Below are 14647 nucleotides of genomic sequence, written 5' to 3'. Positions count from 1 at the left end.
CAGAAACGTGATAGGAGGATCAGGATGGCATTTGAAGAACCGATGCATTCAGATTTACAAAAAATCGTAGATAACATCAATAAAGTCATGGTTGGGAAAAAAGACATTGCGATATTAAGCCTTGTTGCGATTTTGGCGAAGGGGCATGTGCTGCTAGAGGATGTGCCTGGTGTAGGGAAGACGATGATGGTTCGTGCTTTGGCAAAATCCATTGGTTGTGAGTTTAAGAGAATCCAATTCACTCCTGACCTTTTGCCTTCAGATGTAACAGGCGTGTCGATTTACAATAAAAAGACGAATGAATTTGAATTTAGGCAAGGACCGATCATGGGGCAGATTATTTTAGCTGATGAGATCAACCGGACTTCTCCTAAAACACAATCAGCATTACTTGAAGCGATGGAGGAAGGCAGTGTCACAGTGGACGGAGAAACGATGCCGCTTGCGGATCCATTTTTCGTCATGGCGACGCAAAATCCAGTTGAATATGAAGGAACTTATCCGCTGCCAGAAGCGCAAATGGACCGGTTTTTATTCAAGCTGCAGATGGGATATCCGACTATGCTCGAGGAGCTGGAGGTGCTCAACTTGCAGGAGAAGCAATCCCCGATTGATACGCTCCAAGCTGTCATGACAAAGGAACATATCCATGCATTGCAGCAGGCTGTTCAAACCATTCATGTGGATGCATCCATTAAAGAATATATTGTTGAAATTGCTCAAGCGACGCGTAAACACCCATCTGTTTATCTAGGTGTCAGTCCAAGGGGATCGATCGCCTTGATGAAAGCGGCACAGGCGTATGCGCTTTTGAATCAGCGCGATTATGTGATTCCTGATGATGTACAGTATTTGGTGCCTTATACATTACCGCATCGTATGATTTTGACATCAGAAGCGACATATGAAGGGAAGAAGGCGGAGACACTGCTGCGACAAATGCTTGAGCAAATTGGCGTGCCAGTTCAAAAGTCGATGACTCAATGAAGTCACGTCATCGTTTAGCAGTTTCGTTATGGTTACGGGTGATGATGCTCATCATTCTCACTGCGGCAGCCTTTTGTTATGCCATGTTTCAGGGAGGGTTTGTGAGCTGGTTCCTTTTTTATGCATTTTTACCATATGCTTTGTATGCTTTGCTGTTTGCACTTATTCCACTGCGCGCGACAGCCAAGAGAACATTACAGCAAACCTGCTTGAAGGCGGGGGACGTGCTGTCCGTTGACCTTGAAATCAAGCGGACACATCCATTTCCGTACGTTTACGTCATGATAGAGGATGCTCCGCCAGACACCTTTCATTTACAGGAACAGATTGAAATGAAGCAAATGCTGTTTCCTTGGTTTCGGAAAACATGGCGATTTACTTATCAATTGAACGATATTCCGCGGGGAGAGCATCATTTAACAGCAGTTAGAATCAAAACGGGTGATATGTTTGGGTTTGTTGAAAAAGAAATCATCATTCCGCTAGAGAAAAAGCTGCTTGTCTACCCAAAAGTGCTGGATATCCCTGTAGAGCCTGCTGAGTCAGTGAATGAAAATGGAGGCAAAGCGGTTCACTCGTGGTTAAATGAACCGACCCATGTGACAACAGGCGTACGGGAATACCAGCAAGGAGACCGGTTTGCTTGGGTGGATTGGAAGACGACGGCCAGAAGAGGCCAGCTGATGACGAAGGAATTTGAACAGAATCAAGCAAAGGACCTTGTCGTGTTTGCTGATTTTACTGATCAAGCTGTTTATGAAACAGTTGTCTCTATTACAGCATCTGTTCTTCAAACGGCTGTGAAAAAAGGAGTGCCGTCAGGTCTTGTCCCACTAGGAGATCAGCATCTCTTTCGAGTCGATCAAGGAGAACTTCATTTACAGGACATGCTTTATTATTTAACAAGAGTGCAGCATCAGCCTTCCCGCGCACTAGAATATAAACCGTTAGCAGCGAGTGAGTATCAGCATTCAGGAAAATATGTCGTCACAGGTCAGCTGCAGGAGGAGCTTGCGGCAAGTCTCTTTGGAAATCGAAATAGAAAGAACATCACCGTGCTTTTAGTGAAGAAAGCCGTTGACCGTTTGACGACAAAAGAAAAACAGCTTGCAGACCGGCTCAAGGCCTATGGAATACGCATCACCCTTTTATTTGAAGACCGGCTGCACGAAAGAACTGTGAGGTGACAAACATTTATGCTGCATACGCATCTGCGGCAAAGCCGTTTTGAATTGTTCATCTATTATGCTGTAGCTTTTCTGCTGCTATGGGAGTGGCTTCGTCCACTTCAAGATTTTACAGAGACGAGCCATACGTCTTATTTCATCATTTTTATCGGGCTTACGTGTTTGTTTACGTTCTTTCGTCTGAAGTGGTATGTGACCTTTCCTATTTGTGCTGGACTGATTTTACTCGCCTTATATTTGATCTTTTATCAATCAGCGCCAGGCTATCCGTCTGCTTTGTTTGCTGATATTAAGGATAATATCACATTAATGAGCATGGGCATGTGGAGTGACATGTATCCGTCTTTCCGTACATTGTTGTTTTATATTTTGCTGTGGCTGCTTGTCTACTTGCTTCATTATTGGGTGGTCTATCAGCAGCGTATCTTTTTCTTTTTACTGATGACGATTGTGTATGTCACGATTCTTGATACGTTTACGCCATATGATGCGACCTTTGCGATCGTTCGTATTATGGTATTTGGCTTTTGTTTGCTTGGATTGCTGTATTTCGATCGACTGCGTTCAGCTGAGGGCGTTCGGGTGTCACAGAAAGCGCGTCTAAAGTGGTTTTTCCCCATGCTCGCGCTTGTCCTTCTATCAGCGTCACTCGGTGCTTCTTTGCCAAAGTCTGATCCGAAATGGCCCGACCCTGTCCCGTTTTTTAAGGCGGTCACGAATCAAGATGGGACAGCCGGGCAGAATAAAGTGGGATATAGTGCAGATGATTCGGCGCTTGGCGGACCGTTTAGTGAGGACCGCACACCTGTCTTTAAATGGAGCGGAAAGGAGCCGTCTTACTTTCGTGTAGAAACAAAAAGTATTTACACAGGAAAGGGCTGGGAGGATGCATCAAATGATACGAAGCCTACTCGGCTAAAGGACGACACTGTGCCGAATCGGTGGTTTACTGAGCGAGTGAAAACAGAGGAGCATGAAACAAGAATCGATATAGAATCGGATTATCGATTTAATCATGCTGTGTATCCTATTGGAACGATCATGCTGACGCCAATGGAAAACATTCCGCTGCAAATCATGGGCAAAACGGAGAAAATTGTCCCGTCTATGCAAAACCCACCCAAAAATTTAGGGAACTATCAAGTCAGCTTTTTATCCCCTACATTTATCCTAGAGGATTTACAGAGAATCAAAGTACCGACAAAGAAGCAGGTGAATCAGCAGGTTGGTCGTGAATACTTGCAGCTTCCATCCTCACTCCCAGAGCGTGTGAAAACTTTGGCAAACAGCTTAACGGAAACGAAGGACAATATGTATGATAAAGCCAAAGCAATCGAGGATTATTTAGGATCTGCGAAGTTTTCATATGAAACGCAAAATGTCGCTGTACCTGGTCGTAATGAAGATTATGTGGATCAATTTTTATTTGATACGATGATTGGCTACTGTGATAATTTTTCAACCTCTATGATTGTGATGCTTCGTTCGATCGGTATTCCGGCGAGATGGGTGAAAGGGTATACGTCTGGCCAGTTATATGAAACACAAATGGATGGAAACAATGTGTATGAAGTAACCAATAACAATGCGCATTCATGGGTAGAGGTTTATTTTCCAAACAGAGGCTGGGTTACCTTTGAACCGACAAAAGGATTTACAAACCCAGAGACATTTACGAATGAATCCGTTTCAAGCGATCAAACGGATGATCAAAAGGAAGAAGAAAATCAGTCTAGTTCTGATGCAAGTGAAGAAAAGCAGCAAGACCAGCCACAGCAGCAGGAGACAGAGCAGCCGGCACAACAAAAGGAACAAACAGCGAAGGCAAAGCCAAATATGGTACATGCGGGTTCAATTGCAGGTTATGCGGCAGGAGCTATTGTCCTGCTTGGATTCATCAGCTGGATGCTTTATCGATTCAGAACAAGATGGCTGCCATTCTTTATTGTAAGAAAGGTGAAACGTCTGCCGGAGGACGAAGCATTCTTCTATGCATATGCGGCTCTATTAAAGCAGCTAGGGCGCAGGGGAATTGAGAAAAAGCCAGGTATGACACTAAGAGAATTCGCTTCTTTGATCGATGAGAAGGATGGAGATCATCACATGTCAGAGCTGACGCAGCTCTATGAACGTGCGCTTTATCGGCGAGAGGATTCGTCGGCGCTTTGGCAGCAGTCGGCAAAGTTATGGGAAAATTTAATAAACAGGAGATAGTCTTGACCGCGTACCTTCCTGTTGTTAGAATAGGTGAATATTAAAACCTTCTAAAATACATGAAATTGAAGCGTTCGGATGTGAGTCTGGGCGCTTCAAAAGCGTGATTCACACTGAGAGCAGGTTTTCTCCTCTCATTTTTTCTGTGCGTTTATAAAAAACTATATTGGACATAGAGGTGACACCATGACAAATTTAGTAAATGAAATGATTTTGGTTCTCGATTTCGGCAGTCAGTACAATCAGTTGATCACACGCCGTATTCGTGAATTTGGTGTGTACAGTGAGCTTCATCCGCACACTTTAACTGCTGAAGAAATTAAAGAAATGGCGCCTAAAGGAATCATCCTTTCTGGTGGACCAAACAGTGTTTATGATGAAGGATCTTTCCGCTGTGATGAAAAGATTTTTGATCTAGACATTCCGGTTCTAGGCATTTGTTACGGCATGCAGCTCATGACTCACTATTTAGGTGGGAAAGTAGAAGCGGCAAGCCAGCGTGAATATGGAAAAGCAGATATTCATATTAACGGAACACCTGCTTTATTCAAAGACCTTCCAACGGATCAAGTCGTTTGGATGAGCCATGGTGACCTCGTAGTTGAAGTACCAGAGGGCTTTACAGTCGATGCAACAAGTGCACATTGTCCAAACTCAGCGATGAGCTTAGCTGAGAAGAATTTCTATGGCGTTCAGTTCCACCCAGAGGTTCGTCACTCTGAGTACGGAAATGACCTATTGAAAAACTTTGTCTTCGGTGTGTGTGATTGCGATGGCAAATGGTCAATGGAGAACTTCATTGAAATCGAAATGCAGAAAATCCGTGAAACAGTAGGCGACAAGCAAGTATTGTGCGCACTAAGCGGCGGTGTCGATTCATCTGTTGTGGCGGTATTGATCCACAAAGCCATCGGCGATCAGCTGACATGTATTTTCGTTGACCACGGTCTTCTTCGCAAAGGCGAAGCTGAAGGGGTTATGAAAACATTTAGCGAAGGTTTCAACATGAACGTGATTAAAGTAGATGCAAAAGATCGTTTCTTAAACAAGCTAAAAGGTGTGTCTGATCCTGAGCAAAAACGTAAGATCATCGGTAACGAATTCATCTATGTATTCGATGACGAAGCGGACAAGCTAAAAGGAATCGACTACTTAGCACAAGGAACACTTTACACAGACATCATTGAGAGCGGAACAGCAACAGCGCAAACAATCAAATCTCATCACAACGTAGGCGGTCTTCCAGAAGACATGCAGTTTGAATTGATTGAGCCACTCAATACGCTATTCAAGGATGAAGTCCGTGCCTTAGGTTCAGAGCTTGGCATTCCTGATGACATTGTCTGGAGACAGCCATTCCCAGGTCCAGGACTAGGTATCCGTGTACTAGGTGAAATTTCAGAAGAAAAACTAGAAATCGTCCGTGAATCGGATGCAATTCTACGCGAAGAAATTGCCAACTTCGGACTTGAGCGCGACATCTGGCAATACTTCACGGTTCTCCCAGACATCCGCAGCGTAGGTGTTATGGGTGACGCAAGAACATACGACTACACAATCGGTATCCGTGCTGTTACTTCTATTGATGGTATGACGAGTGACTGGGCAAGAATCCCTTGGGACGTACTTGAGAAGATCTCAACTCGTATCGTGAATGAAGTGAAGCATATTAACCGCGTGGTGTATGATATTACGAGTAAGCCGCCTGCTACGATTGAGTGGGAATAGTTATAAAAGAGCTAGAAACCTTTGTGTATCAAGGGTTTCTAGCTCTTTTTTTAATTGCACTTTTTACTTCCATTTTAATGTGTTCATTCATCATTCCATCCCTTACACACATCAATCCATTGTGAATAACCGGAGTGTTTTTCTAATTGTTTTATTGTGAGTTCAATAGCACTGTTACTGCTCCCGCAGGCTGGATAGACTGTCTCAAAACGTTTTAGTGAAATATCTAAATAAACAGAAACGCCATTCTTTATAGCGAAAGGACATACTCCGCCAATTTCATGACCGACCAAGTCAACAACCTCATGAGGAGAAAGCATTTTAGCTTTTGTTTTAAAATATTCCTTGAATTTTTTGTTATCAACTTTTGCATCGCCAGAGGTCACAACTAAAATAGCTTGTCCATTTACTAGAAAGGAGAGTGTTTTTGCGATTCTTTCAGGTTCGCAGCCCAGTGCAGAAGCAGCCAAGTCTACGGTTGCACTAGATACTGAAAATTCTTGAATTCGAGTATCCATATCATATTGTTTAAAGTAATCTTTTACTTGTTTGATTGACATGATGATTTCTCCTTTTTATTTGTATTGATTTGACATGATCTCTTTTTTAAACGATATTGATGTGGTGTTAGGTGATACTTTTTCTTAAATAAACGAATGAAATGCTCTGCATTTTGATAACCAACGGCTGCCGCAATATGATCTACTTGTAAATGGCTACCAGTGAGCATTTCGCAGGCTTTTTCCAATCTTATTTCTTGTCGAATCTCACGAAAAGATTTGCCAAGCTTACGAGCTATATATTTTGACAGATAAGATTGAGAAAGGTTAAATTCCTCTGCCATCTCCTGGATGGTAATATGCTCACAACATTGCTGAATATATTGTAGCATTTGAATCATACGTATATCACTAGATTGTTTGACCTGATTGACGTTCATATGGCTTGGTTTGAATCTTAATAAGAGACATAATAATATCTCAAACAAATTATTCATAATCAACTGGTAACTAGGGAACCGATTGTAATTTTCTGTAAATAGTTGAAGAGAGCAGTCTAGCAAATGGTTATCCAAGTGACTATGAAAAATAAGAATATTTTTATTTTCTTTTATAAACAATGCATTCAAAAAGAACTCTGAAATGACATGATTTCCTTTTAACATTTTAAAAAACACTTTTTGAAAAGTACTCTTACGGATCATGATTTGCATGGCGATTGTATTCTCCATTACAATTGGCTTGTGAATTGTGTTAGGTGGAATAAAGGCAATATCTCCTGATTTTAAAGCCATTTTTTTGCCTTCCACTTCTACATACATCTCATTTTCCAGAACATAGATCATCTCAAAGAAATCATGGATAGCCGACAATTGAGGCATAAAGCGGCTATACTTTCTCACTTCGATATCTTTCTCCTGATCTAACCACATGGTATCTTCCTTTTCAAATTCATTCTGCCCATTTAGCAAAAATTCTTCTATATATATTTGTTTATGCATTAGACTGTGTTTATCATAATCCTTCAAAAATAATTGCAATGATGTATTGTCATGCTTTTTCTGTTGGTATTGTTGATAAAAGATTTCTTGTTCGTTATATTCTCTTAAATATTGCATCACTTCATGTTTTTCAAGTTTATTTTTTTCCATCTACATCCAAACCTCTAGTTTATTTACTGCCACCACCAGGGCCTTTACTGTTGCTTCTATAATATCTTTATCAATTCCCGCACCCCAATGCATTTTTCCTTGAGATGAAATTCCAATCTGTGCACAGGCTTTTGCTTCGGAATCCTTGCCCAAAGAATTCTGTTCATAGACTTCCAAAACATACTCGAGATGAAAATATGCTTTTAACGCGTTACTGATGGCATCTAAACTTCCAGTGCCAGTTCCTTGTATGTCAATTTGTTGCTGATCTCTCAGCAAAGTTAAGGTGACTTCCTGCTTATTTCCCTTATTAAATTGATAATCAAGCAGCTGGAAATGAGGGTGAAAATCAACATACTGCTTTTCAAAAACATGATATATTTCTTCGACAGACAATTCCCTATTTGTCTGATCAGATACTTTCTTCGCTGCATATCCCATGGCTTCATTCATTTGATAAGGAAGTTTAATGCCATAATTTGTTTCTAGTATATAGCCTATGCCGCCTTTTCCAGACTGGCTATTGATTCGAATCACATCCGTTTGATAATTCCTACCCAAGTCAACTGGATCTACTGGGATATACGGAACGTCCCATTTATCAACATTATTTTCTTTTCTATATTTCATCCCTTTAGATATCGCATCTTGATGTGACCCAGAGAATGCGGTGAAAACCATCTCCCCAGAATAGGGCTGCCTCTCAGGAACAGTGATTTTTGTTAGTTTTTCATATTTTTTACGAATAGCTTCTAGGTTATTGAAATTCAATTTTGGGTCATAACCTTGTGAATACATATTCATCGCCAAGGTAATCAAGTCAACGTTCCCTGTACGTTCACCGATACCAAATAATGTACCTTCGACTCTTTCTGCGCCAGCCAGAACACCAAATTCTGCATCACTCACCCCAGAGCCACGGTCATTATGAGGATGAACAGATAATGTCACACTGTCTCGGTAAGACAGATTTTTGTGTATATACTCAATCTGACTTGCAAAGATATGAGGCATTGAATATTCAACTGTTGTCGGAATATTGATGATTGCTTTATGATTTGGTGTCGGTTTCCAAATATCTAAAACACTATTACAAATATCTAACGCATAATCAACTTCTGTTCCTGGAAAGCTTTCTGGACTATATTGAAAATAAATATCACTTGTTGTTTTTTCGGCAAGTTCTTTTACTAAAATAGCTCCATCAATGGCAATTTGTTTAATTTCATCTTTTGTTTTCTTAAATACTTGTCTGCGCTGCGCTTCTGAAGTCGAATTATATAAATGAACAATCGCTTTCGGTACCCCCTTAATGGCTTCGAACGTTCGGCGGATAATATGCTCTCTCGCTTGCGTGATCACCATAATCGTGACATCGTCTGGAATCATATGGTGATCAATCAGTGTCCGCAAAAACCTAAACTCTGTATCAGAAGCAGCTGGAAATGCGATTTCAATTTCTTTAAAACCGATCTCTACTAGTAACTGAAACATTTCTAATTTTTCTTCTAAGTTCATAGGAATAGGTAATGCTTGATTACCATCCCGTAAATCCACACTGCACCATATCGGAGCACTTTCTAATGTTTCTTTCTTCACCCAATCATAAGTAAGGTTCGGTGGCAAAAAGTATTTCTTTTCGTATTTTTTGTGGTTAAACATGATCGATTCCTCCTAGAAAATAGAATATAAAAAAGCCTTTCATCCCCAAGATTTAACTTGGAGACGAAAGACTTCTTCTTACGCGGTACCACCCCTGTTTCATGATAAACAAACATTATCATGCCCTTATTCGGATACAGATTGTTTGATCTTATATCCTTCCCATATAACGGTGGGGTGCCGACCTTAACTACATCAATCCTTTTCATTTCACTAAGGCTACTCTAAGGTGAGTTCCTTGCCTTTTGTTATTGCTTCTCATCAACCAGCAACTTTCTGAAAACATTTCGGCAAGTACTATTCCTTATCATCGCATTCTAATTTTTCTGATTTTTTCTATTATACCAAGTTTACAAAAAAGAGATAGGGATAGAGATATCTTTTTTAATTGATTTTTTTTGTCCTCTGGGTGCCTATCTTCATTTTTAATCCTCTTCACCAAATAAAAATCCAAGGCCACAAATAAAGGTGAGTGAATTCATAGCGAACAATAAAATCGCACCAATTTTTTTCATGGCAATGAACCTCCTCTTAAATTCAGTCTGCTAGCCTTCAAAATTTAAATTCACTGGTTCATCCTCTAAATGATCCACAGTATTTTGTTCTGTCACTGGCACACTTTCATCTACAGTTTTAAAACTAAGTTCGTCCATCCATATATGACCTTGACCATGTAGCAATATGCCAAACGCAATGACTTCACTTTTTATTGGAACATCTAGAACTACACTAAAATGATTCCAGCCGTTTGTTCCTGTAATGGGACGATTCATCATATTGTCAAACGCAAGAACTTCACCTGAAGAATGGTCAATTCTCATCCATAAACCAGCTGAACCTTTCACATCTTCGCTTTTGACAAAAGCAGAAAATTGAAGGCGTTCTCCACGGTAACGATCAGACTTAATTTGCTGCATCAATGTCGCGAATCCTCGTGCTTTTTCATCCTTTGATTTCAGGTAAGCGGAGTACGTACCACTGTGTACAATTCTGTCATCCAAACCTGTTTCATAATCAGATGGTGTTTCTCCCGTCATAATCCAGCCAGTAGGTGTGTTCTGATGATCAGCCATATTTGTTTCCTCCTCATCAATGATATTCCTTAATAACTTCCGATAACGTGCGGGCGACATGTCATAGATCTTCTTAAAGGCTCTAGTGAAGGATTCCTGTGAACCAAAACGATACTGCAATGCGATATCAATCGCCCTTTGGTCCGTATGGATTAAATCCTTCGCCGCTTGGGTCATCCGTCGTTCCCTTATATAATCCACAACTGACTTCTTAATCACTTTTTTGAACATACGGTGAAAGTGAAACCTAGAATAACCAGCGTGTTTCGCTAGAGTTTGAAGCGGTAAATCATCTTTCAGATACTGTTCAATATAATTTAATGTTTCTTGAATCGTTTTCTCATGTTCTTGATAGGACAACCGAGCACCTCCTTGCCTTACGAGTTTAGTATAGCGGAAATGCTATTTAGGAAACTTGACTTTTTGTGCTGTGTTGTAATATCAGAGAGAGAATTTCCTAACCTAGGTTTAGAGATTGGTATTCATGACGACATCGTCTAGAGACATCCAATCTCAGGTTCGAGACTAGGTATCCGTGTACTAGGTGGAATTTCTGAAGAAAAACTAGAAATCGTCCGTGAATCGGATGCGATTCTACGTGAGGCCTTGAGCGCGACATCTGGCAATACTTCACGGTTCTCCCAGACATCCGCAGCGTAGGTGTTATGGGTGACGCAAGAACATAAGACTACACAATCGGTATCCGTGCTGTTACTACAATTGATAGAATGAAGAGTGACTGGGCAAGAATCTCTTGAAGAAGTGCTTTAGAACATCACAACCCGTTTCGTGAATGAAGTTAAGTGTGTTAACCACAGGTATATGATATTAAATTATGATTAAGCTACCTGCTACGACTTAGTCTGAATAACTTTAATAAGGATAAAAAATCTTAAACAATAAGAAACCGAACTATTTAGGAACCACTTTAAAGTGTGTTTCCAATAGTTCGGTTTCTTTTTTTATATTGCTATGCTCATTTTAAATTTTTTCGATTTTATAATTTGTAAATAAGTAAGGAATTATGATTTTGATTTTAAAGTTATATGTGATTAACTAATTTTTTTAATTATTTTCCTCTTCATCCATTTCAAAAATGATTCGTTATCAAGTTTGTTTAAATTGTTCTTGAGGATATCATTTTCTTTTTTTAATTCTTCAATTTGTTGTTCTTTTTGTTTCAATTTTGAGACTAATTCATTATTTTCTTGAGAAGCTAATAGTAATTCTTGATTAACTTCAACTTTTTCTTTGAGAGTGTATAAATCTTTTTTTAGATTATGAATAATTTCAGATAAATGTAGCTTATGTTCTTCATATTTCTGTATTTCTTCAGATAATTTCTTTTTTCTTTTTTTGTATTTATCTAGTTCAATTTCAGCTTGGGATAACAATAGATAATTCTCCTTATTTTCATTTTCTACTTTAGAGTTTACAATAAAGTCTCCAAATAAAGTCCAATTGTTTTTGCTATAAATTTTAGTTAGTTTGTCAATTTCTTTTTGTCTAAGCTTTTTATTCTTTAATATTTCGTGAGCTTTTGGAATCAATTTTTTAATAACATTAGGAACAGGCGCTTCGTAAGTTGAAATATTATTATCACGTAATATACGCTTTTTCTTTGGATCAACAGCATGAGTTACTTTAATTTCAATTGCCAACTTTTTATTCCATAGATACTTGTAAGAGTATGGATCAGTTTGTTTGACGCACAATAAGATATCAATTAATATACCTTTTTTATCATTATATTTAATATAAGATTCTATTTCTGCTGATTCAATAGCTACTCTGATTCTCCCTTTTTCTTTGTCTTCAATATTGAATTGAGTAAGTTGTGAAAACATCATTTGAAAAAGGAAATGAGCATTTGTCATTTTTTTCGAATAAAGAATCTGTTTCATGTTTTCTTTATGATAATATCGGAAAAATGGGTCTTTAATCTTTTTTCCCCCTTTAAAAGAAGGGGCAACTGGTAATACTCCGCTTCGAATAGAGAGATTTTTGGAGTCAAAAAATACAGGATTTTCTCCATTCATTTCAATTTCACCTTGATTTCTCAGCCAAAGTGCTTCTAATATATGTATTTGTCTATCCTGAAATGGAAAATAAGCAAACTTTTTTGTTTGTTCATTCATATGTAACCACCTAATATTCAATCTTTTTTGAAGTTATGCTCGTTCATTGTTACTTTTAGATCATGCAAAGCAAATTAATACAGTTAACTACTTCTCATTAATACGAATTTAGCAAAGTTACTAAATGATATTTGTAAATGGACTTAATCTATTTGTTGTTTGAAAGTCTCTACGTGCCACGACTTGTGTGAAACTACTTTTGGTTGATTTGACATGAAATAAAAGTTACTTTTTCTTTAGATAATGAATCCATTAACATCAATCCATTAGAGTATTTAAAGACTTCTGGATTTTTTTGTTGATTTTCTTTTGGTGGTTTTTAATTTGTTCTTTCATTAAATTCGTAGTAAGCGGCGAAATCTCATTAAATATTTTATTGCACTTATTTGCGTATGTGATAAATGTTCCAAATTCTCTTTTCCTATAGTTATATTTTATGTCAGTTCTTTCTCCTAACTGATGATAATGTTGATATATTTTTCTTTTATAAGTTAAGCGTATTCGATCTTTAGTAAAGCCCTTTTTTCTTGAAACAATTTCTCCTTTCTTTATTAACTTATAAACAGTTCTATAGTATTTATAAATGCTTTTTTCTCTTATTCTAACTTCATTACCATCAAAAATGAATCCTAGATAATCAATTTTAGAATGGCTTTGAGATTTAATATCGAAAATTTTTCTCCCGTCAAAAGTTAAGATTTGCGTTTTTTGGGGATGAATTAATAATTTGTATTTTTTGATTTGATTCTCTATTTGATTTTTAATAGTATAAAAATTTTTTTCGTTTATTTTAGTTAAAACCAATATGAAATCATCAGAATATCTTCTATATAAACCTCCTAAGCTATCTAATAAATTAGTAATATATTCATCGATCTTAATCATATATATATTAGAATAAATAGCACTCATAGCTGTTCCTTGAGGAATGCCTTTTATATCCGTATTTACTTTTAGAATTTTGCTGTTATCATTTGTAATTAAGCTTCTCCCATTTTTGAATTTTCTAAACTCTTTAAATGAAGTGAAATAACTGGTTTGGTTAGTTCTAAATATTTCTTTATCTTCTCCCAATCTTAAATTTATCTCTTTTTTATTAATGTATGAATATTTAGTGAGACTCTTGAAGATTTTATATTGATGCGTTGGCATTTTACTTCCGTAAATCAAGTTAATCATTTCTTTAAGTAATTTATGATCTAAAGTGTCGAAAAAATTTTGGTAATCTCCTATGTATATATAGCAATCTGGATTCTTCGCAATGAAGTTAATTACTTCAGCTGCAAAATGTATATTGTTTTTTCTTTTTTTGTTGTTTCTATAGGCAGTTACAGATTCATCAATTTGTTTATCTTTAACATACCTATTATATAAGTCATTTAACTCTAAACTGTAATGTTTGTATATAAAGTTATCTATATGAGCAGCATACATAATCGGTCTTTTTTTTTCTTTAATAGGTACTAATTGACCGTTTCTTTTTATAGCAGTTTCATCTTTAATATCGTTAAACTTCTCAAAGGTTAACTCACTAAAAATTAAAGGTAGAAAACTATGGGATGGGTTTTGTTTAAAACCCAGGACGTAGTTTTCTACCTTTTTATTAAAAGACGCAATTTTATCAAAATGCAAGTAAGGTTTAGATGGATATTTATGTACCATTTAAAACTCACATCCCCTTTTTATTGTTGGAGCAAGTACAGACATAGTCCCGCTACTATATTTCTTCTGACTTGCACTCTGCCTAAAGCGCCGCGATCCTTAGGCTCTACTATACCACGCGGCATATTATATGGTATGGCGGGGTGAGTTAATACTCACAAATACAAATAATGTATAATATAACAAGAAGACAGGTTCTGATGGTGAGGTGTTCTATGATGATAGATATAACTTTGGTATGCTACTTATCTAGTATGCTGATCTTAAGATTAGCATACGGTATACAAGTTTCAGCTTTCACAGTAATATCTCTTGACATTGTTATACAACATACCTAGTACTCTA

10 protein-coding genes, 1 pseudogene and 1 other annotated feature are annotated in these 14647 nt (G+C 37.8%); of the genes and pseudogenes, 5 read left to right on the top strand and 6 right to left on the bottom strand.

The features are described 5' to 3' along the window. The first annotated feature begins 24 nt into the window (after window positions 1-24). From AC3WTB_RS18175 to guaA, 4 genes are all read left to right on the top strand, one after another. Window positions 25-987, top strand: coding sequence for an AAA family ATPase (locus tag AC3WTB_RS18175; RefSeq protein ID WP_039176899.1), 963 nt, complete (start codon window positions 25-27; stop codon window positions 985-987). Beyond that, the gene (locus AC3WTB_RS18170) at window positions 984-2174 is read left to right on the top strand and encodes a DUF58 domain-containing protein (RefSeq protein WP_492334077.1); all 1191 of its coding nucleotides are present in this window, start codon (window positions 984-986) and stop codon (window positions 2172-2174) included. Before AC3WTB_RS18175 ends, AC3WTB_RS18170 begins: the two co-directional genes overlap by 4 nt. Before the next feature lie 9 nt (window positions 2175-2183). Next, the gene (locus AC3WTB_RS18165) at window positions 2184-4388 is read left to right on the top strand and encodes a DUF4129 domain-containing transglutaminase family protein (RefSeq protein ID WP_492334076.1); all 2205 of its coding nucleotides are present in this window, start codon (window positions 2184-2186) and stop codon (window positions 4386-4388) included. A 186-nt stretch (window positions 4389-4574) separates the two neighbouring features. Beyond that, entirely contained in the window at window positions 4575-6116 is a 1542-nt protein-coding gene (guaA, locus tag AC3WTB_RS18160; RefSeq protein ID WP_024424487.1) for a glutamine-hydrolyzing GMP synthase, read from the top strand. A gap of 83 nt (window positions 6117-6199) precedes the next feature. Here guaA and AC3WTB_RS18155 read toward each other — a convergent pair whose 3' ends face one another. The 4 genes from AC3WTB_RS18155 to AC3WTB_RS18140 form a co-directional block, all read right to left on the bottom strand. Further along, a complete protein-coding gene (locus AC3WTB_RS18155) occupies window positions 6200-6676 on the bottom strand; it encodes a YbaK/EbsC family protein (RefSeq protein WP_151284099.1) in 477 nt (158 codons plus the stop codon). Further along, a complete protein-coding gene (locus tag AC3WTB_RS18150) occupies window positions 6658-7767 on the bottom strand; it encodes a helix-turn-helix domain-containing protein (RefSeq protein WP_492334075.1) in 1110 nt (369 codons plus the stop codon). The genes AC3WTB_RS18155 and AC3WTB_RS18150 overlap by 19 nt, the downstream gene beginning before the upstream one ends. Beyond that, window positions 7768-9429: a 2-isopropylmalate synthase gene (locus AC3WTB_RS18145; RefSeq protein WP_492334074.1), complete on the bottom strand. Its 1662-nt coding sequence runs from the start codon at window positions 9427-9429 to the stop codon at window positions 7768-7770. A gap of 56 nt (window positions 9430-9485) precedes the next feature. Then, window positions 9486-9749, bottom strand: a binding site (T-box leader). A 225-nt stretch (window positions 9750-9974) separates the two neighbouring features. Further along, window positions 9975-10862 carry a helix-turn-helix domain-containing protein gene (locus AC3WTB_RS18140; protein WP_492334073.1) on the bottom strand — a complete coding sequence of 296 codons (888 nt, stop codon included), beginning with the start codon at window positions 10860-10862 and terminating at the stop codon, window positions 9975-9977. Between the two features lie 102 nt (window positions 10863-10964). Between AC3WTB_RS18140 and AC3WTB_RS18135 the strand changes: the two are divergent. After that, window positions 10965-11270 (top strand): annotated as a pseudogene (locus AC3WTB_RS18135) (GMP synthase (glutamine-hydrolyzing)); the annotation flags it as partial. Window positions 11271-11554: 284 nt separating this feature from the next. Here AC3WTB_RS18135 and AC3WTB_RS18130 read toward each other — a convergent pair. Both AC3WTB_RS18130 and AC3WTB_RS18125 read right to left on the bottom strand, forming a co-directional pair. Beyond that, the gene (locus tag AC3WTB_RS18130) at window positions 11555-12640 is read right to left on the bottom strand and encodes a hypothetical protein (RefSeq protein ID WP_492334072.1); all 1086 of its coding nucleotides are present in this window, start codon (window positions 12638-12640) and stop codon (window positions 11555-11557) included. A 258-nt stretch (window positions 12641-12898) separates the two neighbouring features. Continuing rightward, complete coding sequence (locus AC3WTB_RS18125; RefSeq protein WP_492334071.1) at window positions 12899-14302, bottom strand: reverse transcriptase domain-containing protein; 1404 nt, start codon at window positions 14300-14302, stop codon at window positions 12899-12901. Between the last annotated feature and the right edge of the window lie 345 nt (window positions 14303-14647).

Source organism: Bacillus sp. EB106-04-04-XG123, assembly GCF_058791855.1.
This window is presented reverse-complemented; position numbering and strand designations above follow the sequence as displayed.

Coding starts and splice junctions, on each gene's coding strand:
- AC3WTB_RS18175 (WP_039176899.1), top strand. CDS start 25: ATGGCATTTGAAGAACCGATGCATTCAGATTTACAAAAAATCGTAGAT.
- AC3WTB_RS18170 (WP_492334077.1), top strand. CDS start 984: ATGAAGTCACGTCATCGTTTAGCAGTTTCGTTATGGTTACGGGTGATG.
- AC3WTB_RS18165 (WP_492334076.1), top strand. CDS start 2,184: ATGCTGCATACGCATCTGCGGCAAAGCCGTTTTGAATTGTTCATCTAT.
- guaA (WP_024424487.1), top strand. CDS start 4,575: ATGACAAATTTAGTAAATGAAATGATTTTGGTTCTCGATTTCGGCAGT.
- AC3WTB_RS18155 (WP_151284099.1), bottom strand. CDS start 6,676: ATGTCAATCAAACAAGTAAAAGATTACTTTAAACAATATGATATGGAT.
- AC3WTB_RS18150 (WP_492334075.1), bottom strand. CDS start 7,767: ATGGAAAAAAATAAACTTGAAAAACATGAAGTGATGCAATATTTAAGA.
- AC3WTB_RS18145 (WP_492334074.1), bottom strand. CDS start 9,429: ATGTTTAACCACAAAAAATACGAAAAGAAATACTTTTTGCCACCGAAC.
- AC3WTB_RS18130 (WP_492334072.1), bottom strand. CDS start 12,640: ATGAATGAACAAACAAAAAAGTTTGCTTATTTTCCATTTCAGGATAGA.
- AC3WTB_RS18125 (WP_492334071.1), bottom strand. CDS start 14,302: ATGGTACATAAATATCCATCTAAACCTTACTTGCATTTTGATAAAATT.